The sequence below is a fragment of the Amycolatopsis sp. CFH S0740 genome (assembly GCF_004522315.1).
Lineage (GTDB): Bacteria > Actinomycetota > Actinomycetes > Mycobacteriales > Pseudonocardiaceae > Amycolatopsis > Amycolatopsis nivea.
The window spans coordinates 74,654-96,629 of record NZ_SDLS01000024.1 but is presented as its reverse complement, the minus strand read 5'-3'; the positions used below and the strand labels follow the sequence as shown (position 1 = coordinate 96,629).

Sequence of the window (21,976 nt, the reverse complement as noted above, 5' to 3'; positions counted from 1 at the left end):
AAAACGCTAACCACGGCAACCGGGCCCCGCAACGCGAGCGTGCCCGCGCGGTTACTGCTCGTGGAAGGCGGAGAGCATCTTCTGGGCGGCGGGAACCAGCAGCCGGGTCGCGTCCGCGCCGCTGATGCCGTTCGGGGCGGCGTTGTGGTCGGCGAGGTAGAGCTTGAACACGAAGCGGCCCTTGCGGAACAGCACCTCGCCGTTGGTCTGGCCCTTGCTGCGCACCTGCCCCTCATCCCCGACCTGGGCGGGCGTGGACTGGCCGTCCTTCGGCGCGGACCCGAGGTAGCTCTTCGCCGCGTCTTCGCTGAGGAAACTGATCGCGGTCAGGTGCAGCGCGCGCCGGTCGATGCCGTTGTCCTGGCCGGTGCCGCGTTCGCAGTCGATCTGCACGTAGTTGTGCTGGGTGCTGTTGGTCATGAACATGTCGCCGACCGCGGTGGCGGGGGTTTCGGCGACCATCGGCGAAGCCTCGGTGCCGATTGCCGGGGTCACGGCGTCGGGCGTGAGCATCGGGCAGGGCTGCGCGACCGATTTCGGGAACGCCGAGCTGTCGTAACCGATGACGTTCGCCCCGGCCGGCGCGCTCACCTGCTTGGCGAAGTTCTCGGCGAGCTTCTTGCCGAGGTCCTGCAGCTTGCCCGCGTTCTTGTCCGCCTTCAGCTGGAAGTCGAAGTCGACCAGGGTGTCCCCCAGGACGAGCACGGCGTCGCCGGAAGCGTCCGACGGGCTGTCGGTCTTGCGGCGCTTCGAGAAGATCTTCACCGGGCCGACGGTCAAGCTGGGGTCCGCGTCGTCGAGGTAGGGCTTGGTGTTCACGGTCGGCACGTACGCCGGCTGGGATACCGCGACCGCCAGCTCCTCATACGTCTGATTGCCCTGGTCGTCCTGCAGGCTGTACACACAGTGGTTCACGCCCGAGGTCAGCGCCTTGGCGTAGGTGTTTTCAGACGACCGCAGCGGTCCCGAACCGTCGCCGACCAGGTAGCGGCGCTCGAAGACGGCCCCGTTCGGGTCCGGCCGCGATTCGACCTTGATCCCGAGCGCGACGAGGTCGGCAATCGTCAGCAGGTTGCACGCCTGGATCACCGGCTTGCCGCCGATCTGCACCGCTTGCGGGTTCGCCTTTTCCTTGATCGGAGCGGGGTCCGGGTACTGCGAGTTCGCATAACCCGGCCGCTGCACGGTCTGGCCGTCGGCGTTCGGGTCCTTCGCGTTCTCGCGGTCCGATCCGGAGAATCCGCTGCACGACGTGACCAGCATCAGCGTCGCGACACCGATCGGCAACAGCCCGGTTTTCCACTTCACTGTATTTATCCCCCCACAGGATATTTTTTGTGTACTCCCCGCTCAGCTCGCGGGCAGGAACCCGATCCGCTCGTAGACCGACGCCAGCGTGGCCGACGCGACCTCACGGGCCCGATGCGCGCCCGCGGCGAGGATCCGGTCCAGCTCGGCGACATCGTCCAAATAGGACTGAACGCTCTCCTGCAACGGCGTGACCCAGTCGACCAGCACCTCGGCGAGGTCCTTCTTGAGATCGCCGTAACCCTTGCCCTCGTAGGCGGTTTCGAGGTCGGCGACGGTCCGGTCGGTCAGCGCGGAGTAGATCGTGAGCAGGTTGGAGACGCCTGCCTTCTCCTCGCGGTCGAAGCGGACCTCGCGGCCGGTGTCGGTGACCGCGGAACGGATCTTCTTCGCCGAGCGCTTCGGGTCCTCGAGCAGCTCGATCAGCCCGTTGCCGGTCGCCGCCGACTTGCTCATCTTCGAGGTCGGTTCCTGCAGGTCGTAGATCTTGGCGGTGTCCTTGACGATGAACGGCTCCGGCATGACGAACGTCTTGCCGAACCGGCTGTTGAACCGCTGCGCGAGGTTGCGGGTCAGCTCGAGATGCTGCCGCTGGTCCTCGCCGACCGGCACCGCGTTCGTCTGGTACAGCAGGATGTCCGCGGCCATCAGCACCGGGTAGGTGAACAGGCCGACGCTCGCGTGGTCGCTGCCCTGCTTGGCGGCCTTGTCCTTGAACTGGGTCATCCGCCCGGCCTCGCCGAAGCCGGTCTGGCATTCGAGCACCCAGCTCAGCTGAGCGTGCTCGGGCACGTGGCTCTGCACGAACAACGCGCTGCGCTCCGGGTCGACCCCGATGGCGAGCAACTGCGCGGCCGAACGCCGCGTCCGCTCCAGCAGCACCTTGGGATCCTGCTCGACGGTGATCGCGTGCAGGTCGACGACGCAGTAGAAGGTCTCGTGGGTGTCCTGCAGCCGCACCCACTGGCGCAGGGCGCCCAGGTAGTTGCCGAGGTGGAAGGAGTCGGCTGTCGGCTGGATCCCGGAAAGCACCCGCAGGCGCCCGTTCTGTTCGTCGGACACGCCCGGGATTCTTTCAGGCTGCGAAGAAGCCCCTGCCGCGGGCCCGGCGGTTCGCGGGACGGACGGGCAGACGGGACGTTTCGCCGCCGTCCGCGCGGGTATCTGCTCTCGGGAGAGAGCGTCGTCGGAGAGATTTAGGGGTGGATGTGCAGCTCAGGTCGCCGATACCGCGGTGTGAGGAGAGCGGCGGAGACGACCGGGGCCGCAAGTGACTCAACCGGCGGCGTGGAAAGCATGGCGAAGTTCGCCGCTCGGCCGGGAAAGATCTTGCTGCCGGAGAACCGGCCAGCTGACTAGGACTGCCGCAGGTTGAGCGCGGCCGGAGCCGGTTCCAGCGGCCGGGTCTCCTCGTCCAGAGCCCCGGCGGCAGCGACCGCCTCGAGTGCCTTCGCGCGGGCCTTGCGGCGCTGCCGGACGACGCCCAGCGCCATCCCGATGACACCGAAACCCACCGCGACCAGGCCGACCGGTCCGAGCATCCCGAACCCGGCCGACGTCGTCTCCGCCCGGACGACACTGTCGTCCGCGAACGCCGTCGCACCCGTCCCGACAGCCGCGATCAGCACCGTCGCCAGCACTGCCAGGACTCGCCCGCCCGCGACGACCAGGGAACGGCTGCCACGGACAGCCCGGCGAACCGGAGCCCGCTCGGCCGACCCCGTCCCGGACACCCCCGATGGGGTGACGGACGAGCGAAGCGCTGGACGGCCAAGAGCCAGCGTGGACCGTGTCACGAACCGGCCTGGGTTGCGCACCGGAGTGCCTCCCGCGAGGTGACTGTTCTGAACGAGCGCCTCACCCGTAAGGATGAGTTCTCGACGTGCTACTGGTCAGAAAACTACCGAGCGTGTCAAGACCTGTCGGATCTGATCAACTCGGGAGCCGAGGCTAGCGCCCACTCGGGGAGTAACCGAGGCCGCCCCTGCGGTCTCGGTGTCGTCGGTGGTCAGCGCCGTGCGCCGTGCGCGGAACCACGCACAGTGTCCTCGGTCCCCGGCAAACCGGACAGAATCACCCTGCAGAACAAACCCGAACTACCCTCAGCAGGCTTCACCCACTAGTCACCAGCAGGACAACCAGGCTCAGCCCGGGAACGGCACGTCGTACGTCGCGGTGACCGGCGCGTGGTCCGACCAGCGCTGGTCGTAGGACTCTGCCCGTTCGACCACCACCGACGTCACCTTCTCTGCCAGGCCGGGCGTCGCCAGCTGGCAGTCGATGCGCCAGCCCGAGTCGTTGTCGAACGCCTTGCCCCGGTAGGACCACCACGTGTACGGGCCGGGGCCCTCGGGGTCGAGCCGACGCTGCACGTCGGCATAGCCCGCTTCGTAGACGCGCCCCATCCACTCGCGCTCCTCCGGCAGGAACCCGGAGTTCTTCTGGTTGCCGCGCCAGTTCTTGAGGTCGACGGTGTCGTAGGCGATGTTCCAGTCGCCGACCACGACGACCTCCCGGCCCTCCGCGGCCGCCTTCGCGCGCAGCTCGACCAGGTACGGCAGGAACGCGGCCATGAAGCGTTCCTTCTCGTCCTGCCGCTCCGTGCCGACGTCGCCGCTCGGCAGGTACAGGCTCGCGACGATCACGCCGGGCAGGTGCATTTCCAGGTACCGCCCGCTGTCCTCGAACTCGGGCTCGCCGAACCCGGTCCGCACCTCGTCCGGCTCGACGCGGCTGTAGAGCGAGACGCCGTTGCGCCCCTTCGCGACCGAGGGCGCGTGCGCGGCGAACCACCCCTCAGGCGCGACGACGGACGCGGGCAGCTGCGCGGCCTCAGCCCGCACTTCCTGACACGCGACGACATCCGCCTCGGTGGCGGCCAGCCACTCGACGAAGCCCTTCTTGACGGCAGCCCGGAGACCATTGACGTTGACAGTGGAGACGATCAGCACCCCGCGCACGCTACCCGCCGGGTCCGACAATTTTCCGCGCGCGGCGGGTACGGCGAGGTCCAGAATGACCGCCATGCCTCGCTTGACCGTCCTCGGCAGCTGCGGCGCCTGGCCCGAACCCGGCCGCGCCTGCGCCGGATTCCTGCTGTCCCACGAGGACTTCCACGTCGCACTCGACCTCGGCTACGGAGCCGCCCCGCGACTCTTCCAGCACGTTCCCGCCGACCGGCTCGACGCGATCGTCGTCACGCACGAGCACCCCGATCACCTCGCGGACGTCAGCGCACTCGGCCGGGCCCGCCACTACACAACCGACCGCAAGCTCCCGCTGCACTGCACTCCCGGCAGCGTGCGCCGGCTCGCCGCGATGGAGCCCAACCCGGCCCCCGACGAGAACTTCGACCTCCACGATCTCGGCCCCGACACCGACCTCGGCCCGTTCCGGCTCACCACCGCGCTCCTGCCGCACCACGTGCCGAACTACGGCGTCCGGCTCACCACACCCGGCTACACCCTCGCCTACACGGGCGACACCGGTCCCGCTCCGCACCTGACCGACCTGGCCCGCGACGCCGACGTCCTCATCTGCGAAGCGACCCTGCAAGGCGCACCGCCGGACGGTCCCCGGTACCTGATGACCGCCGCGGAAGCAGGCCGACTCGCCGCCGCGGCGAATGTCCGCACGCTGTTGCTCACGCATTTCTGGCCCGGTTCCGACCGCGCGGTTTCCGTAGCCGAAGCCCGCGCCGAGTTCGCCGGGGAAGTACTCGCCGCGGAAGAAGGACTCATGCTGAATCACGCATAATCGCGCGTTCCGCACAACAAACGCGACCACCGTTCGCCCTGAACGCTTTCACCCCGGCACCGCGCGGCACAAAAGAGCAGCCGCATCCGGCAATCGCGAACACCCAGAGCCGTACGGACGCACCGGTTCAACCGACCGGCGCATTCCCGCGTGGACAACCGAAGCCGTCCCACCACATGGGACGAATCAGCGGACAACTATCGGCCCGGACCCGCACCAAGCTCAGCAGCCACTCGGCCCCGGCCGAACCACGCGTCGCAGAAAACCCAGCAACCACGCGAACCTAAGCGCGGCAACGGACTCCGCACACGACAGCGTCAGCACACCACCGGCTCAGCACCTCAACCAGGCACCAGTACGAACCAGACTCAGCACTTGGCCCCGGACACCGGCGTCACGAAGCTGTCCGCGACCCACTTGCCGTCGGCGACCTTCCGGAACCCGTTCTGCACCACGGGTTGCGCGTCGAATTCCGCGCCGCGCAAGTACTTCCCGACGACCTTCCCGTTGCCCGCGGCGGTTTCCCGCGCATTGAGCACGTCGGCGGTCACCGAGACCTTGCAGCCGGTCGGGGATCCCTGCGCGTCGGCCTGGCCTTTCTGGCCGAACGCGTAGATGACCACGACCGCGGCGACGACTCCGATAATAATCAGTGTCTTCTTGGGCAAACCCAGAATCACGGCCGCTCCTCAGTCGCGAAAAACCCCTCGTCCAGAGTAGGCAGTCCGACCCGGCCCGGACAGGTTCGCGACCCCATTCCACCCGGAGGTGCCAATCCTGTCACCGACACATCACGAAGAGTGACAAGAAAGAGAAGGGCACCTCGGAAGACTCCTCCGAGGTGCCCTTCTCGCAAAAACGGCTAAAGAAAGATCAGCCCTGCGCGATCTTCTTGGCCAGGTTCTCGTCCAGCGTCGCGAGGAAGTCCTCGGTCGTCTGCCATTCCTGGTCCTTGCCGACCAGCAGCGCGAGGTCCTTGGTCATCTTGCCGCCCTCGACGGTGTCGACGACGACCTGCTCCAGCTTGTTCGCGAAGCCGATGAGCTCCGAGTTGCCGTCCAGCTTGCCGCGGTGCTCGAGGCCGCGGGTCCACGCGTAGATCGAGGCGATCGGGTTCGTGGAGGTCGGCTTGCCCTGCTGGTGCTGGCGGTAGTGCCGGGTGACCGTGCCGTGCGCGGCCTCGGCCTCGACGGTCTTGCCGTCCGGCGTGCGCAGCACCGAGGTCATCAGGCCGAGCGAACCGAAGCCCTGCGCGACGGTGTCGGACTGGACGTCGCCGTCGTAGTTCTTGCACGCCCAGACGTAGCCGCCCTCCCACTTGAGCGACGCGGCGACCATGTCGTCGATCAGCCGGTGCTCGTAGGTGATGCCCTTGGCGTCGAAGTCCGACTTGAACTCGGTCTCGAAGATCTCCTGGAACACGTCCTTGAACATGCCGTCGTAGGCCTTGAGGATGGTGTTCTTGGTCGAGAGGTAGACCGGGTACTCGCGGTCGAGGCCGTACTGCAGCGACGCGCGCGCGAAGTCCTCGATCGACTTGCGGTAGTTGTACATCCCCATCGCGACGCCGCCGCCCTCGGGGAAGTTCGCGACCTGGAACTCCATCGGCTCGGAGCCGTCTTCGGGGGTGTAGGTCATCGTCAGGGTGCCCGGGCCGGGGACCTTGAAGTTGGTGGCCTTGTACTGGTCGCCGTGCGCGTGGCGGCCGATGATGATCGGCTTGGTCCAGCCGGGTACCAGCCGGGGCACGTTGCGCATGACGATCGGCTCGCGGAAGATCACGCCGCCGAGGATGTTGCGGATGGTCCCGTTCGGGGACACCCACATCTTCTTGAGGCCGAACTCCTCCACGCGCGCCTCGTCGGGCGTGATCGTGGCGCACTTGACGCCGACGCCGTGCTGCTTGATGGCGTTGGCGGCGTCGACCGTGATCTGGTCGTCGGTGCGGTCCCGCTCCTCGATGCCCAGGTCGTAGTAGTCCAGGTTGACGTCCAGGTACGGGTGGATCAGCTTGTCCTTGATGAACTGCCAAATGATGCGGGTCATCTCGTCGCCGTCGAGTTCGACAACGGTGCCCTGGACCTTGATCTTGGCCATGAGCAGCGGTGCTCCTTCCGCGGATCTTCGCGTTCGCTTCTTCGCTCTCCGATAGCGGTACAAGCGTACTGCTTAACAGAGCTGGATGGTTCCAGAAGTGGTCGGAATCAAGTCTCTACCACCCTTGACCCGGCCTGCCGACCGGGCACGACTGCGGAACCAGCCGAGCGGGCCGCCCGTCCCATCGCGGCAAGCACCGCACTGGGAGGTCCCGCCATGTCATACCCCGAGCCGTACTCCGTTTATCCCCCCGCGGGCGGCCCGGTCGCCGCACCGGCGGGCAGCCGGGCGGTGGCGCGCGTGCTCAGCGGGCTGTGCGGGCTCGTCCTCACCCCGGTCGCGCTCGGGCTGCTGGCCTACGGCAGCTACCTGCACCAGCGGCAGATCGCGGCTTCGTTCGCCGAACACGGGGACGCCCTCGGCATCACGTTGGCCGTGGCGGGCGCGGTGCTCCTGTTCGGGGTCGCCGTGCTCGGCGCGTGGTCGGGAACCGGACCGATCGCGGGCGGGCTGGTGTGGTGCCTGGTTCCGGGGGTGATCACGCTGGTGGCACCGCGCTCGGCGTTCGATCTGCTCGACCTGCTGCCGCGCGGCGAGATGACCGTGGGCGTGGCCGGGTGGATGTCGTCGGGCGCGCTGCTCGGCACCGGGTTCCTGCTGGTCGGCACGGGTCTGGCGGTCCGGCTGGCGCGTCGGCGCAGGTAGCGGCGGACCGGCGCGGGCCCGGTGAGACTATTTGCAGATGGGATTGTTCACCGTAGCCGAGGCCCGCACCGAGCTCGCCCGGTTGCTTCCCGTGCTCGCCGAGCTGATCCGGGTCCGCGCCGACGCCGCCGAACTCGCCGCGTCGCTGCGCCCGGGCGGGCGGGACACCAGCCTCGGCGGCCTGCCGGAGTGGAAGGCCGCGCAGGCGAGGCTGGACGACCTGATGACCGCGATCCAGGCGACCGGGGCGGAGCTGAAGGGGTTCGCCCCGCTGCTGGTGGACTTCCCGGCTTCGCTCGACGGCGACGACGTCCTGTTGTGCTGGCTCGAGGGCGACCGCGAACTGTCCTGGTACCACCGGGCCGACCTCGGTTTCGCCGGCCGTCGCCGATTGCCCGGATAATCACTGGTCAACCGCACTACGGTGGCTAGGTGAGCACACTTTTCGACGCCGACGCGGCGGGATACGACGAGGACACCTTCCACCCGTATGTGGCCGAGCAGCTGATCGGCGGCCTGGCCCCCAAGCCCACTCTGCTGGTCGACGTCGCCGCGGGCACCGGCGCGGCAGCCTTCGCGGCACTGCGCCTCGAACCGGCCGCGGTATTCGCGATCGACCTCTCCCCCGCGATGATCGAGATCGCCCGCGCCAAGGCCGCCGACCGCGACCCGGACGGCCGGATCACCTGGCAGGTCGGCTCCGCGGTCCCGCTGCCGATCGGAGACGGCGAGGCGGACGCGGTCGTCTGCGCGTCGGCGCTGCATTTCCTGGGCGCGCGCGCCTTGACCGACTGGCGGCGAGTGCTGCGTCCAGGTGGGAAGCTGGCGTTCAGCGTGGTGTCGGCGGAACGCTTCAAGCCGACCGGCAAGTTCGCTGACGTGTTCCCGCGCGACCTGCGCGTCCCGGGCACCCTCGAGGAAGCCGCCGCGCTGGCCACCGACGCCGGGTTCAGCTCGGCGAAGGCACAGCACGTGACGCTCGATCAGGGTGACCGGGTACGGCAGGTTTTCGCGGTGTTCGCGGAGGCTTAACGGTGGAAGTGCGCCTCGCCGCGGGTAGCCGCGGCGGGGGCGCAGTGCAGGACGAAGGTGACGTCGAGGTCCGTGACCGTACCGTCGGCCGCACGGGTTAGGCGGGAGACGGTGAAGTCGGCGTCGCGAGCTGCGGCGACTTCTGCGGCCGGACAGCGGCGTTCGAGTAATCCCCCTTGTGCAACTGGTGTCCGGCAGGGGCGCTGAGCTCCAGCCGGACCCAGTCCCAGCCGTCGGGTGTCTCGGCATCCACCTTCGGTGCACCACCGTTTGCCTTCTGAGCTCCTTCCATTCAGCCGTGCAGCTGAGCGCCCTTGAGGATCTTGTCCACCGCGTTCTTCGGCCCGTGCACGGCCATCCCCGCCAACGCCAGCTTCTCCGTCGGCACCGCCCGCACCGCCGCGCGATTGTCGACGTCATTGCCGGTCTGGAACAGCTCGTCGGTGAAGATCGAGAACCGCAGACCCCGCGAGAGCGCGCGGCTGTGCGCCAGCGCGAGCGTCTCCGCAGCGCCGGAGAACACGAGTACCGGCTGGCGGAACATCGGCAGGTACTCGGTGTCGCCGGCGTCGAGGTAGGGCTCGCCGATCAGTTCGGGCGTCGTGTGGGCCACGCCGCTCACCAGGAACGCCGTGACGTTCAGCCGTTGCCACGAGGCCAGGTCGTCCCGCAGCAGCACGGCGATCTTCGTGTCGAATCGGTTCATGCGGGACAGCGTCGGCCCGGCGCCGCGTGCGGGTCTTGTACGTTTTGAACATGACGGTGTCGGCTTGGCGCCCTCCGGTGCCCGGGATCACCGAGGCGTTCCACGCCCGGTTCACCGACCACGCCTACCCCGCGCACACGCACGACACCTGGACGCTGCTGATCGTCGACGACGGCGCGATCAGCTACGACCTCGACCGGCACCACCACGGCGCGCTCGGCACGGCCGTCACCCTGCTGCCGCCGAACGTCGCGCACGACGGGCGCGCCGCGACCAGCCACGGCTTCCGCAAACGCGTGCTCTACCTCGACGCCGACGTCCTCGGCGACGACCTGATCGGGGCCGCCGTCGACCAGCCGAGCCTGCCGGATCCGTTGCTGCGCACCAGGATTCACCAGCTGCACCAGTCACTCGCCGAACCGCTGGAAGCCGAAAGCCGCCTAGCCCTGGTCGCCGAGCGACTGCGCACCCACCTCGGCCGCTTGACGGTAACGCCGCCCGACCGCAGCCTGGCCGACGACCTGCGCGACCTCCTGGACGAACGCCTGCCCGATTCCCTGACGCTGGCCGACGCCTCCGAGGTACTGGGCGCGCACCCCGTCCACCTGGTCCGCGCCTTCGGCCGCCGTTTCGGGCTGCCGCCGCACCGGTACGTCACCGGCCGCCGCGTCGACCACGCCCGCCGCCTCCTGCTCGACGGCACCCCGCCCGCCGCCGTCGCCACGACCGCAGGGTTCACCGACCAGGCCCACCTGACCCGGCACTTCCGCCGCTACCTCGGCACCACCCCGGCCCGCTTCGCACGCGGCTGACCGGGCGGTTTGTGCGAAGATGGCCCCATGCTGCGCGAACTGCACCTGACCGGCGACCCGGCGGCCGACAAGCTGCTCAACGACGACCCGTTCGCCCTGCTCACCGGGATGCTGCTGGACCAGCAGTACCCGATGGAGCACGCCTTCGCGGGCCCGCGGAAGATCGCCGACCGGATGGACGGCTTCTCGCTGCAGAAGATCGCCGCCACCGACGTCGAGGCATTCGTCGAGATGTGCGTCGTCCCGCCCGCGATCCACCGCTACGGCGGCTCGATGGCGCGCCGGGTGCACGCGCTGGCGCTGCACATCATCGAGAACTACGACGGCCGCACCGAAGGCATCTGGCTGGACGGCCGCCCCAAGCCGGACGGCGAAGAGGTGCTGAAGCGACTCAAGGCACTGCCCGGTTTCGGCGAGCAGAAGGCGAAGATCTTCCTGGCACTGCTGGGCAAACAGCGCGGCGTCGCCCCGAAGGGCTGGCGCGAAGCCGCAGGCGCATACGGCGACCGCGGCTCCCGTCGGTCCATTGCGGACGTGACGGACGCCAAGACGCTGGGCGAGGTGCGCGCGTTCAAGAAGGCCGCGAAGGCTGCCGCCAAGGCGAACTGACTCAGACTCGCGCGAACACGCGGATCTTGAGCCGTCCAGCAACCGGGCAAACCGATACAGTGGGCTGTGTCGAGGACGAATCCACATCATGAAGGAGGGGCCGTGGTCGACAAGTTCGCCGATCCGCTGCTGACTCCCAAAGAAGTGGCTCGGCACCTGCAGATTCCTCAGTCCACCATGTACTACTGGCTCGGCGAGAAGGCAGACGGTACGCCGCTGGTGCACCGAGTCGAACCGGAGCGACATGGCAGGCCGTCAGTTCCGTTTGTCGCCGTGATCGAGGCCTACGTGCTTCGAGCGCTGCGCGATCTCGGACTGACCAAACGAAAGATCCGTGACGCCGCCGCTGAGGTTCGCCGGTCGTTTCACACGCCGTATGCACTGGCGACGAAGCAGATCGCAACCGACGGGGTGGACATCTTCCTCCACTACGCGGACGGGGACCTCGCGCGCATCGGAGATGGTCAGCGGCCGTTCCGCGAGATCATCAACGATTACCTGCATTTCATTGAATGGGACGCTGCGGACGGTTTCGCCGGAAGCCTGCGCCTCCGGCAGTACCCCGATGTGGCACCGGTGGTGATCGACCCTCGGTTCGGATGGGGCACGCCCGTTGTCGAGTCGACGAAGGTACCGGTCGACGCCGTCGTCGATCTTTGGCTGGCCGGCGAATCCTTCACCGACGTCGCTTACGAATACGGTCTCACTTCGGAACAGGTCGAAGCGATCTGCAGAGTAGGCCGTGCCGCCTGAGTTTTTCCTCGATCGAGGGCTAGGACGAAGGCTGGCCGAAGAGCTGACCGACCTCGGCTGGATCGTGCACCGAGCAGCCGCGCACTTCCCGGACGATGCCCAACACGTCGCCGACGAGGACTGGCTGGACTACGGCCTGGCCCGGGGATGGTCGCCATTGTGCAAAGACGGCCGGATCAAAGGTCGTGATACGGAACGCGCACCGCTGGAGACGTACGGCGGGGTTCTTTTCTATCTCGACAACCAACGCCTCAGGGTCGACGACATGGTGGCTCGATTCGAGCAGCATCGGCAAGCGATCCACCGGGCCATAGCACGTGGCGGCCCGCGCGCATACGCAGTAGGTGCGCACAGCCTGCGTGCAACCTGGCCATGACTCGTCAGACCGTCTGACTCAGCCTCGCGCGAACCAGACCACGTCCGGTTCCCCGCGCGGCACCGGAATCTCCACCACGTCCACCTCGGCGAACCGCTCCCGCAGGCGAGCCGTGAACCCCGGTGCCGCGCCCGCGCTCCACACCGCCAGCACCCCGTCCGGGCGCAGCAGCTGAGACAACCGCTCCAGGCCGGAAGCCGCGTACAGCGACGCATTCCCCTCGGTGACCGTCCACTCTGGACCGTTGTCGATGTCCAGGCACAGCGCGTCGAACGTCTCGCTCGTCGTCCGCAGCCACTCCAGCAGGTCCGCCTCGACCACCGTCACCCGCGGATCGTCCAGCGCCGCACCGTGCACCTCGCGCAGCGGACCAGTCCGGTTCCACGCGATCACGGCAGGTTCGCGTTCCACGACCACGACCTCGGAAACCGCACTGTGGTCCAGCGCGGCACGCAGCGAGAACCCGACGCCGAGGCCGCCGATCAGCACTCGGGCGCCGGAGGCGAGCCGGTCGGCCGCTCCGGTCACGAGCAGCCGTTCCGACTCGCCGTTGCGGGTGTCCATCAGGAACATCCCGTTTTCGATCACCTCGAACTCGGCGCCGTCGCGCCGCAGCACCAGTTCGCCGCCGTGCCCGGGCACGGTTTCCAGTACCTCTGCCACGCCCGGCAGCTTCTCAGACCGCGACCTCTTCGCGGACCTCAGCCCGCTTCCGCGCGCCCCAGAAGAACACGACCACCAGCATCGCCGCGGCGGCGAGGATCGCGGCGATCTCCGGCAACACGGTCGGCCCGGCCGAGGTCAACACCGCGCCGCCGACGACACCGGACAGCCCGACGCCCAGGTAGATCGCCGACGCGTTGAGCGACAGCGCGAGCCCGGCGTGCCCCGGCGACAGTTCGATGAGCCGGTGCTGCAGCGGCGGGCTGAACGACCAGTTCGCCAAGCCCCACACGAACAACGTGATCCCGGCCCCGACGACGGTCGTCGCGGTGAACGGCAGCAGCACCATCACGGCGGTGAACCCGATGAGCACGATCAGCAGCGGCTTGCGCGCACCCCACCGGTCGGCCGCGCGGCCGCCGGCGAAGTTGCCGATCGCGCCGCCGATGCCGTAGCAGAACAGCAGCACCGTGATCGTCCCGCCGGAAACGCCCGCGGTGGCGGACAGCACCGGCGACACCAGCGTGTAGACCATGAACGCGGCGAGGCAGGCGAGCGTGGTGGTGACCAGCAGCGCGACCACCCGCTTGTCCCGCGCGACCGCGAACCGCTCGGCGAGCCCGACCACCGGCGGCGGCGCGACCCTCGGCAACGCGACCTGCACCCCGATCGCACCGAGCAGCGAAAGGATGCCGACGAACAGGAACGCGCCCTCGTAGCCGAACTGCTGGGAGATCACGCTGCCCAGCGGAACACCGAAGATCAACGCGATGGTGAGTCCCCCGAACACCAGCGACACAGCTCGTCCGCGACGTTCCGGCGTGGTCAGTTCAGCCGCGACGGCCGTGGCGGCCGGGGTGTAGACGGCGGCCCCGATCGCCGTGACGACCCGTGCGATCAACAGCGTGGTGTATCCCGGCGCGACGGCCGCGAAGATGTTCCCGACCGCGGCCACCGCGAGCGCGGCGACCAGCAGCGTGCGCCGTTCCCACCGGCCGGTGGCGGCGGCGAACAACGGCGAGCCCACCGCGTACGCGATGGCGAACGAGGTGACGAGCTGCGCCGCGGCCGTCGCGGAGATGTGCAGTTCGGAGGTGAGCGCCGGCAACAGCCCGGCCACGATGTAGCCGCTGGTGCCGACGCCGAAGGCCCCGAACGCGAGCACCGAGTTCCGGGCCGCCGCCGAGGACGAGACGCTGGACATGAATGTTCCCCCAAGGAAACCTGAACGGATAGTTCGACGAACGTCGTAGTTCGATGACGACCGTACACGGACCCGCCGACAATTTCGACAGTCGTCGTACTATGGACACATGCCCGCCTCTGCGCCCCTGCCGCCGCTCGCCTATCCCGACCGCGACGAGATCACGGTCGAAGCGGTGCTGCGCGCGCTGGCCGACCCGGTCAGGCTGGCGATGGTCCGGCAGCTGGCGAACTCCGAAACGGAGATCTCGTGCAGCGGTTTCGAGGTGCCGGTGACCAAGTCCACACTCACCCATCACCTCGCGACCCTGCGCCAGGCCGGGGTGATCGTCGGCCGCCAGGAAGGCACGACCCGGTACAACTCGTTGCGCCGCAACGATCTCGACGCGCTGTTCCCCGGCCTGCTCGACGGCGTGTTGGCCGCGCCCCGCTGACCGGCCGCGCTACGTGGCGGGCCTCACCCGAATACCGGGATGACAAGGCCGCCCTCCATCGGTTCAACTAGAGCGAGACAGCACGACGACGTCGGGGCTGTCTAGTTTTTTGCCCTCGTTCTAAAGCGCTTCAGAAGCCTGGTCCCCAGGCGCTGAGCAATCGTTTTCTCCAGGAAGGGAGAGCCGTGCCCGTCGCGTTGCTCGCGCTCGCCGTCGGTGCCTTCGGCATCGGTACCACCGAGTTCGTGATGATGGGTGTGCTGCCTCTGACCGCCGCGGACTTCCACATCGACATCCCGTCCGCGGGCTACTTCATCTCCGCGTACGCGCTCGGCGTGGTGATCGGCGCGCCGCTGCTCACCGCGCTGGCTGTCCGGTTGCCGCGCAAAACCATGCTGCTGGCGATGATAGGTCTGTTCACGGTCGGCAACGCGCTCTTCGCGCTCTCGCCGAACCAGGACTTCGGCATCGCGTTCCGGTTCCTCGCCGGCCTGCCGCACGGCGCGTTCTTCGGCGCGGGCGCGGTCGTCGCGTCCAGCCTCGCGCAGCCGGGCCAGCGCGCGAAGGCCGTGTCGATGATGTTCATGGGCCTGACGCTGGCGAACGTCATCGGCGTCCCGCTCGGCACGCTGCTCGGCCAGCAGGTCGGCTGGCGCGCGACATTCGGCGTCGTCGCGGTGATCGGTCTGCTCGCCATCGCCGCCATCGCGAAACTGGTGCCGCACCAGGGCCGCCCGGCCGACCCGTCGATCCGCGGCGAACTCGGCGCGTTCCGGCGCCCGCAGGTGTGGCTGGCGCTGGCGATCGTGATGTTCGGACTCGGCGGCGTTTTCGCCTGCATGTCCTACATCGCGCCGATGCTGACCGACGTCGCCGGATACTCGCCCGCCAACGTCACGGTGCTGCTTTCGCTGGCCGGTGTCGGCATGACGATCGGCAACTACCTCGGCGGACGGCTCGCGGACAAGGCGCTGATGCCGAGCCTGTACGTCGCGCTGCTCGCGCTCGCGACCGTGCTCGCGATCTTCACCGTGACCGCGCAGGGCAAGGTCGGCGCGGCGGTCACGATCTTCTTCGTGGGCGTCGCGGGCTTCATGATCGGCCCGATGATGCAGGCCCGGATCATGGAGAAGGCGGGCGGCACTCCGTCGCTGGTCTCGGCCGCGGTGCAGTCCGCGTTCAACATCGCCAACTCGATCGGCGCCTACCTCGGCGGCCTCGTCATCGCCGGCGGACTCGGCTTGCTGGCCCCGAACTGGGTCGGCTCACTGCTCGCCGTCCTCGGCGTATCCATCGCCGCAGTGTCCGGGCTGCTGGACCGACGCGAAGCGCGAGTCCAGAAAGAACTCGCGCTCGCCTCCTGACCGCGCTCGCTCAGGAGGAGGCGTGCGGCACGCCGTCGCTGGTCTCGGCGGCGGTGCAGCCCGCGTTCAACGATCGGCGCCTACCTCGGCGGCCTCGTCATCGCAGGCGGACTCGGCCTACTGGCCCCGAACTGGGTCGGCCCGCCGCGAAGCGCGAGTCCAGAAAGAACTCGCGCTCGCGTCCTGACCGCGCTCGCTCAGGAGGAGGCGTCGAACGGGCCGCCGACGATCGACAGCGAGATGTAGAGCACCGCGGCGCACAACGCGCCGTAGGTGAGGATGTCGACGGCCTTGCCGCGGATCGCGAGCAGTCCGGCGCGCTCCTCCGGCAGCACCGCGCGCAGCAGCCCGGCCACGAACAAGGCCACGCCGACCAGCGCCGCACCCTCGCGCCAGTGGTACTGCAGCGCGCGCACCACAGCCGCCGCCAGCAGCAGCATGATCACCGCGAACGGCACGTGGACGAGCCAGGGACGATCGCCGCGGTGCCGTTGCCCGGTCATCGCCATCAGCGGGCGGCCGCGCGTTCCGCAGCCTCGACCACGTTCGTGACCAGCATCGCCCGCGTCATCGGGCCCACGCCGCCGGGGTTCGGCGACAGCCAGCCGGCCACCTCGGCGACCGCCGGGTCGACGTCGCCGGTGAGCTTGCCCTCGACGTGCGAAACGCCGACGTCCAGCACCGCCGCGCCGGGCTTGACCATGTCCGGCTTGATGATCCCGGGCACGCCCGCCGCGGCGATCACGATGTCCGCGCGGCGCACCTCGGCGGCGAGGTCACGGGTGCCGGTGTGGCAAAGCGTGACGGTGGAGTTTTCGCTGCGCCGGGTGAGCAGCAGACCGAGCGTGCGGCCGACGGTGATCCCGCGGCCGACCACGGTGACCTGCGCGCCGTTCAGCTCGACGCCGTGCCGCTTGAGCAGCTCGATGATCCCGTAAGGGGTGCACGGCAGCGCGCCAGCTTCGCCGAGCACGAGCCGGCCGAGGCTGATCGGCGCGAGTCCGTCGGCGTCCTTCTCCGGGTCGATGCGCTCCAGGACGCGGTTCGCGTCGAGGTGCTTCGGCAGCGGCAGCTGGACGAGGTAGCCGTGGCAGGCCGGGTCCGCGTTCAGCTCGTCGATGACGGCCTCGAGCTTCTCCTGGGAGATGTCCGCGGGCAGGTCGCGGCGGATCGAGTTGACGCCGATCTTCGCGCTGTCCGCGTGCTTCATCTTCACGTAGGAGTGGGAACCGGGGTCGTCGCCGACCAGCACCGTGCCCAGCCCAGGGGTGATCCCCTTCTCCGCGAGCGCGGCCACGCGGGGGCGCAACTCTGCGAAAATGGCGTTCTTCGTGGCCTTGCCGTCGAGAATCTTCGCCGTCACGGCGGCCATTGTCGCAGAGCCGCCGGAGACTGCCGGTCAGGAGTGGGTTCTGCACTCTGTGTGTCCGCGACACCACCCGATCGGCCCGCGCGTCTTCCGTCGAATCAGCCGTCCTGGGTCTTAAGCTGGAGGGGCTCCACCGCATCACCCACCCAGGCGTGTGACCCGTGCCATATCGCGTCCGTCGAGGTCAGCGGGCTCGTCCACCGGCCTGAGGGTGGCAAAAGCCCTATGCGGGGTGCGTTCGTGCGCGCGAACAGTCAAAATGTTCTCTGTGGCACAACCGACGACGCAGCTGAACGCGACGGAGCAGGACACTCTGGTCAAGCAGATCGGACTGGCCCTGCTGCGCGCCGCCCCGCGCGACTGGCGCAAAGTCTCCGCGGAGTACCGAGCCGTCGGCAGGTACCACGAGCTGACCGGCGAGATCGTGCTCGAGGACGGCTCCACTCAGGAATGGATCGCGACGCACGACATCGCGACCCTGTTCGGCAGACTCCGCGCGGGCATGTACCGCGACGGCCGCGGCACCTGGTTCAACGCGCGCTACCAGCTGGACCACCCCTCCAGCTACAACCTCGAATACAACCGCGACGAGCCGGGCTGGCACCTCGCCCCGCCGCCGCAGGCGTACTCCGACGAGCTGCGCATGTTCCCGCGCACCGAGGAGAACGTCCCCGAGTGGCTGATCCGCCGGATGTCCGGCCTCGGCCCGGAACAGCCCGGACCGCACTTCCGCATCGCCCGGATCTTCGACACCATCGGCCCGGCGGGCCGCCCGGTGATCAACCGCCCTGACCTGGACGTCGACGAGCAAGACCGGCTGCTGGACTACCTGGACCACGCCCCCGTCGTGGTTCAGGACCGCGGCTACGACATCGACCGTCTCGCGCAGACCCCCGAAGCGACGGTCCCCGTCGCCTTCCACAGCGACGGCCACTGGATCTGGCCGGCCGCGGTCAACTTCTACCTCCGCACGTACGGCGTCTCGCCGGAAGCGGACCTGATCGAGCACATCCGGGCGAACGCGTTCCAGCTTCCGCAGGTGGACGAGCTGACGCTGCAGGGTGCGGCCGCGTATCTGACTCGCGGGAGCCAGACTCCGCAGCAGCGACCCGCTCCTGGCGGACCTGGTGCTGGTGGACCTGGTGCGGGCGGACCTGGTGCTGGTGGTCCCGGTGCTGGCGGTCCTGGCTCGGGCGGACCTGGCGCTGGTGGCCCCGGTGCCGGTGGTCCCGGGGCGGGCGGGCCTGGCGCGAATGGTCCCGGTTCCGGCGGTCCTGGCGGCCCCGGCTCGAGCGCTACTGGTCCCGGTGGTCCTAGCGCGGCTGGTGGGCCAGTCGGCGCTGGCGCAACGGGCGGCCCCGGCGGTGCCGGTGGGCCTGGCGGTGCTGGTGCACCCGGCGGTCCGAACGGAGTCGGCGGACCGACTTCGGGCGGCCCCGGCGGATTCGACGCCAACGGACCGGGTTCCGGCAGCCCCAGCGCTGACGGCCCCAGCTCTGGTGGCCACGGCGCAGCCGGAGTCGGAGCAGCCGCCGCCGGACTCGGCGCGGCCGGTCTGGGTGCAGCCGCACTCGGCGCGGCAGGCGAGTCTGGACCAAGCAGCCACGACAACTTCCACCCAGCCGACGACTTCAGCGACCCCGGTTCCGGCAGGCCCGGACCGGGTGCGCCCGGTCCCGACCGACGCGGCCCAGCCGACGAGTTCGACAACCGCGACTCCAGCCGACCGGACAACTTCCACCCCGACGACAACTTCAGCGGGCCAGGCCCAGCGGACCGGCCAGAAGGCACCTTCCACCCGGCCGACGACTTCGGCGGGCACGAAGTAGCCGGTGGCCCGGAGGGCATCCACCCCGCTGACGAGTTCGGCAGGCCCGGCGCGGCCGACCAGCCGGAGGGCGCTTTCCACCCGGCCGAGGAATTCCGCAGGCCCGGCGGATCGGACGCTCCCGGCTTCGACTCGGCGGACGAGTTCGACGGCCCCGGCTCCCGCAGGCCCGGCGCGGCCGGAAGCCCAGGCGGCTCCGGTCCCGACCGGCGCGGTCCGGCCGACGAGTTCGACAGCCGCGACCCCGGCCGAGCGGACAGCTTCCACCCGGCCGACGAATTCGCGGGTCCCGACGCAACGGACGGCCACGGTTTCGACGACCGCAGCGGCCCGGAAGAGCACTTCGAGCCCAACCGCAGTGCCTCGGACAGGCGCGAGAGGCCTGGTCCGCAAGGTCCCGGCGCACCGGACTCGCGAGTGTCCGGGCAGGACAGTCCCGGCGGGTCGCACGGACTGGGCGTAGCCGCCGCGGCGGCAGGGGCAGCGGGCGTGGCAGGAGCCGCCGCGAGCGGCACTCGTGCTGAGCACCCGCACGAAGCTGGTTACGACGAGCACCCCGACGCGGCCGGCTACGACGACCGAGCCCCCGACGCCGACGGCTACGACCAGCAGGGGCACGCCAACGCTGGCTACGACCAGGCAGCCGGTTACCCGGAGGACTACGACCGCGGCGAAGGCCAGCGCGGCCACGCCGATGGTTACGACCAGCACGACGAGGGTTACGACGAGTCCGCCCACGGCGACTACGACCACGCACCGCACGGTGGGTACGACGCCGAGCCGTACGACCAGCACGGGTACGAGGACGCCGCATCCCACGAGCCCGGTGCCTACGCCGAGCAGGGGTACGACGAAGCCGGTCAGCACGGTCATGACGAAGCGGGTTACGACGAACCCGCGCACCACGTCGATGACCGCAACCGCGACGCGGCCGACTACGACGACGCCCACGGGTACGACGAGCACCTCGACGCGCACGGGAGCAAGGTTCCGGGCGTCGGCACGTTCGACCAGTCCGCTCCCAACACGGAGGACGGGCTGGTCGGCGCGGATGGCCTCATCGGTGCCGACGGGCTCATCGGCGCGGACAACTCCGCCGACGAACCTGCCGCCCCGAACCGGCACAACGCTGAGCCGGACGCAGCTCGGCGCGGTGCGGCGCCGGACGACAGCCGTGACCAGGAAGGTGGCCGTCGGCGAGCCCAGCCGGACGCCGAAGCGGACGACAGCCGCCGGGAAGACGTGCGGCTGAACGCCGAGGACGGCGGACGACGCAGCGCCGAACCCGACAGCCAGGCCGAACCCGCGGACGAGCACGGCAGTCACGTCGGCGCGGCTGCGGCCGGGCTCGCCGCGGCAGGCGGGCTGGCCGCGGCCGGGCTCGCAGCTGCCGCGCACGGTCGGAGCCGGGAGAAGGAGGCCGAGGGCCGCCACGGCACCGCGCCGGAGCGTCCTGCGGAGCCGCCCTTCGAGCAAGACTTCGACGGCGGGCAGTACGACCGCTACGACGACGGCCACTACGACGACGAAGACCACACCGAGGTCCACCACGACCTGGTCCCGAGCCGCAACGGCACCGGCCCGGGTCATCCGGACGACGAGGACGACACCGACGTTCACCGGCCGGTCGACGTCGAGAGTGAAGAGCCGGTGCTCTTCACGCACGGCAACGAGCCGTCCCGCGACGACGACGAGCAGCGTGCCGAACTGTTCACGCACTCCAATGGTTACGAGGACGACAACCGTCGCGAGGCCGAGTACGACGCGGGCCCTCCGACCGCGATGATCATGCCGGGGTCCGAGATCCCCGGCGGGCTTCCGGTGCCGGAGATGCCGGTTCCGCCGCCGTCCGGCGGGCGGCGCGCGGCTCGGGAGCAGGCCGAACCGGCCCCGGTCGCGCGGCGGGAGCAGCCCGCTCAGCCGGAGCTGGCCGAACTGCAGGCGAAGCTCGACGAACTGGACGTGCCCGAGGCCGCGTACCGGCTCGGCGGCCCCACCGAACGCGGCTGGAGCGTCGAGCAGGTGGGCGAAGGCTGGCGCGTCGGCTGGTACGACGGCGAGCTGATCAACCCGGCGGTGTTCGGCGACGCGGAGGACGCCGCGGCGTTCATGCTCGGCAAGGTGCTGCTGTACCCCGACGGGTATGTCGCGGCGGAAGCCCCCGCACCGGCTGAGCAGCCAGTCGCGGACGCGCCGAAGCCGCCCGTGGTGGCGACGTTGTCGCCGGAGGTCGCGACGGGCTCGTTCCCGGTCCGGCCGCGCGAGAACGTGCCGCCGCAGGAGCAGACCGCGTTCACGCCCGCCGATCAGCTGCTGGCCGACGACGAACCGCCTGCCCGGCAGACCCCGCCGCCCGCTCCGCCGACGCAGGTCGCGGCACCGGTGAGCCCCCCGACCCAGGTGGCTCCCCCGGTCAGCGCCCCGCCGACGCAGATCGCCTCGCCGGTCAGCGCGCCGCCCACCCAGGTCGCTCCGCCGGTCAGCCCGCCGCCGCGGCGGGAACCGCCGGTGCGGCGCGAGGAACCGGTGCGCGCCAACGGAACCGGCGGCAGCGGGCAGTGGCCGATCGCGCCGCTGTCCGGGGAACCGCCGCTGACCCTGTTCCGCGGCAAGGAACTGCGCGAACTGCCCGCGGGCAGCGAACTGGACCGCTTCGGCGGCCCGAACGGCAACCTGACCTACGCGGCGGGCACCCCGTTCGAGGAGCGTTCGCTGGTGCCGGAGTGGGTGAACCGGCCGTACCACGTGTACCGCGTGCAGCGGCCGCTCGAAACCCTGGCCGGGGTCGCGATCCCGTGGTTCAACCAGCCGGGCGGCGGGTCGGCGTACCTGCTTCCGGCGAGCATCGAAGAGCTGCTCGCCGAGGGCGACCTGATCGAACTCGACCCGGGCGAACCGCCGATCGACTGAGAAAACCGAAGCTGCGGAAAAGGGGCGGGGCCAGCGGGCTTCGCCCCTTTT

Annotated in this window: 22 protein-coding genes; 11 read left to right on the top strand and 11 right to left on the bottom strand. The window is 69.6% G+C overall.

From position 1 onward, the window contains the following. Positions 1-51: 51 nt before the first annotated feature. From EIZ45_RS32640 to EIZ45_RS32625, 4 genes are all read right to left on the bottom strand, one after another. The gene (locus EIZ45_RS32640) at positions 52-1,308 is read right to left on the bottom strand and encodes a hypothetical protein (protein ID WP_134667579.1); all 1,257 of its coding nucleotides are present in this window, start codon (positions 1,306-1,308) and stop codon (positions 52-54) included. A 42-nt stretch (positions 1,309-1,350) separates the two neighbouring features. After that, positions 1,351-2,370 (bottom strand): tryptophan--tRNA ligase, encoded by a 1,020-nt coding sequence (gene trpS / locus EIZ45_RS32635; RefSeq protein ID WP_037816158.1) that lies wholly within the window; start codon positions 2,368-2,370, stop codon positions 1,351-1,353. A 293-nt stretch (positions 2,371-2,663) separates the two neighbouring features. Continuing rightward, a complete protein-coding gene (locus tag EIZ45_RS32630) occupies positions 2,664-3,041 on the bottom strand; it encodes a hypothetical protein (protein ID WP_240690851.1) in 378 nt (125 codons plus the stop codon). A 411-nt stretch (positions 3,042-3,452) separates the two neighbouring features. After that, positions 3,453-4,268: an exodeoxyribonuclease III gene (locus EIZ45_RS32625; protein WP_037816421.1), complete on the bottom strand. Its 816-nt coding sequence runs from the start codon at positions 4,266-4,268 to the stop codon at positions 3,453-3,455. A gap of 64 nt (positions 4,269-4,332) precedes the next feature. Here EIZ45_RS32625 and EIZ45_RS32620 point away from each other — a divergent pair, with 64 nt between their 5' ends. Beyond that, positions 4,333-5,064 carry an MBL fold metallo-hydrolase gene (locus tag EIZ45_RS32620; RefSeq protein ID WP_134667582.1) on the top strand — a complete coding sequence of 244 codons (732 nt, stop codon included), beginning with the start codon at positions 4,333-4,335 and terminating at the stop codon, positions 5,062-5,064. A 368-nt stretch (positions 5,065-5,432) separates the two neighbouring features. Here EIZ45_RS32620 and EIZ45_RS32615 read toward each other — a convergent pair whose 3' ends face one another. Then, a complete protein-coding gene (locus EIZ45_RS32615) occupies positions 5,433-5,744 on the bottom strand; it encodes a hypothetical protein (protein WP_106961406.1) in 312 nt (103 codons plus the stop codon). 193 nt (positions 5,745-5,937) lie between these two features. Further along, a complete protein-coding gene (locus tag EIZ45_RS32610; RefSeq protein WP_037816160.1) occupies positions 5,938-7,161 on the bottom strand; it encodes an NADP-dependent isocitrate dehydrogenase in 1,224 nt (407 codons plus the stop codon). 216 nt (positions 7,162-7,377) lie between these two features. Between EIZ45_RS32610 and EIZ45_RS32605 the strand changes: the two genes are divergently transcribed. From EIZ45_RS32605 to EIZ45_RS32595, 3 genes are read left to right on the top strand one after another with little or no spacing between them, the layout of a single operon-like run. After that, complete coding sequence (locus EIZ45_RS32605) at positions 7,378-7,866, top strand: hypothetical protein (RefSeq protein ID WP_240690852.1); 489 nt, start codon at positions 7,378-7,380, stop codon at positions 7,864-7,866. 37 nt (positions 7,867-7,903) lie between these two features. Then, positions 7,904-8,269 carry a DUF2203 domain-containing protein gene (locus EIZ45_RS32600; RefSeq protein ID WP_037816161.1) on the top strand — a complete coding sequence of 122 codons (366 nt, stop codon included), beginning with the start codon at positions 7,904-7,906 and terminating at the stop codon, positions 8,267-8,269. Positions 8,270-8,298: 29 nt separating this feature from the next. Beyond that, entirely contained in the window at positions 8,299-8,898 is a 600-nt protein-coding gene (locus tag EIZ45_RS32595) for a class I SAM-dependent methyltransferase (RefSeq protein WP_134667584.1), read from the top strand. A 292-nt stretch (positions 8,899-9,190) separates the two neighbouring features. Here EIZ45_RS32595 and EIZ45_RS32590 read toward each other — a convergent pair whose 3' ends face one another. Then, positions 9,191-9,604 (bottom strand): DUF2000 domain-containing protein, encoded by a 414-nt coding sequence (locus tag EIZ45_RS32590; RefSeq protein ID WP_134667587.1) that lies wholly within the window; start codon positions 9,602-9,604, stop codon positions 9,191-9,193. A gap of 50 nt (positions 9,605-9,654) precedes the next feature. On the opposite strand from EIZ45_RS32590, the gene EIZ45_RS32585 reads away from it, so the two are divergent. The 4 genes from EIZ45_RS32585 to EIZ45_RS32570 all read left to right on the top strand — a co-directional run bounded on the left by EIZ45_RS32585 (position 9,655) and on the right by EIZ45_RS32570 (position 12,154). Beyond that, entirely contained in the window at positions 9,655-10,416 is a 762-nt protein-coding gene (locus tag EIZ45_RS32585; RefSeq protein ID WP_134667588.1) for an AraC family transcriptional regulator, read from the top strand. Positions 10,417-10,443: 27 nt separating this feature from the next. Next, positions 10,444-11,025: an HhH-GPD-type base excision DNA repair protein gene (locus tag EIZ45_RS32580; protein WP_037816165.1), complete on the top strand. Its 582-nt coding sequence runs from the start codon at positions 10,444-10,446 to the stop codon at positions 11,023-11,025. A gap of 102 nt (positions 11,026-11,127) precedes the next feature. Continuing rightward, positions 11,128-11,778 (top strand): DUF433 domain-containing protein, encoded by a 651-nt coding sequence (locus EIZ45_RS32575; RefSeq protein ID WP_043835155.1) that lies wholly within the window; start codon positions 11,128-11,130, stop codon positions 11,776-11,778. Then, the gene (locus tag EIZ45_RS32570) at positions 11,768-12,154 is read left to right on the top strand and encodes a toxin-antitoxin system, toxin component, PIN family protein (RefSeq protein ID WP_081684974.1); all 387 of its coding nucleotides are present in this window, start codon (positions 11,768-11,770) and stop codon (positions 12,152-12,154) included. Before EIZ45_RS32575 ends, EIZ45_RS32570 begins: the two co-directional genes overlap by 11 nt. A gap of 18 nt (positions 12,155-12,172) precedes the next feature. Here the strand turns inward: EIZ45_RS32570 and EIZ45_RS32565 are convergent, their stop codons facing one another. Continuing rightward, positions 12,173-12,817, bottom strand: coding sequence for a hypothetical protein (locus EIZ45_RS32565; protein WP_037816168.1), 645 nt, complete (start codon positions 12,815-12,817; stop codon positions 12,173-12,175). 13 nt (positions 12,818-12,830) lie between these two features. Next, on the bottom strand, positions 12,831-14,021 hold the full coding sequence (locus EIZ45_RS32560; protein ID WP_134667590.1) for an MFS transporter: 1,191 nt from the start codon (positions 14,019-14,021) through the stop codon (positions 12,831-12,833). Between the two features lie 109 nt (positions 14,022-14,130). On the opposite strand from EIZ45_RS32560, the gene EIZ45_RS32555 reads away from it, so the two are divergent. Together EIZ45_RS32555 and EIZ45_RS32550 are read left to right on the top strand one after the other, a co-directional pair. Beyond that, positions 14,131-14,454, top strand: a complete 324-nt coding sequence (locus EIZ45_RS32555; RefSeq protein WP_134667592.1) for a helix-turn-helix transcriptional regulator — start codon at positions 14,131-14,133, stop codon at positions 14,452-14,454. 185 nt (positions 14,455-14,639) lie between these two features. Beyond that, entirely contained in the window at positions 14,640-15,818 is a 1,179-nt protein-coding gene (locus EIZ45_RS32550; RefSeq protein WP_134667594.1) for an MFS transporter, read from the top strand. A 197-nt stretch (positions 15,819-16,015) separates the two neighbouring features. Here the strand turns inward: EIZ45_RS32550 and EIZ45_RS32540 are convergent, their stop codons facing one another. Next, a complete protein-coding gene (locus tag EIZ45_RS32540) occupies positions 16,016-16,327 on the bottom strand; it encodes a DUF3017 domain-containing protein (protein WP_043835164.1) in 312 nt (103 codons plus the stop codon). Beyond that, a complete protein-coding gene (locus tag EIZ45_RS32535; RefSeq protein WP_037816426.1) occupies positions 16,327-17,181 on the bottom strand; it encodes a bifunctional methylenetetrahydrofolate dehydrogenase/methenyltetrahydrofolate cyclohydrolase in 855 nt (284 codons plus the stop codon). The genes EIZ45_RS32540 and EIZ45_RS32535 overlap by 1 nt, the downstream gene beginning before the upstream one ends. 274 nt (positions 17,182-17,455) lie before the next feature. Here EIZ45_RS32535 and EIZ45_RS47720 point away from each other — a divergent pair, with 274 nt between their 5' ends. Beyond that, positions 17,456-21,925 carry a TNT domain-containing protein gene (locus EIZ45_RS47720; protein ID WP_370318211.1) on the top strand — a complete coding sequence of 1,490 codons (4,470 nt, stop codon included), beginning with the start codon at positions 17,456-17,458 and terminating at the stop codon, positions 21,923-21,925. Positions 21,926-21,976 lie beyond the last annotated feature (51 nt).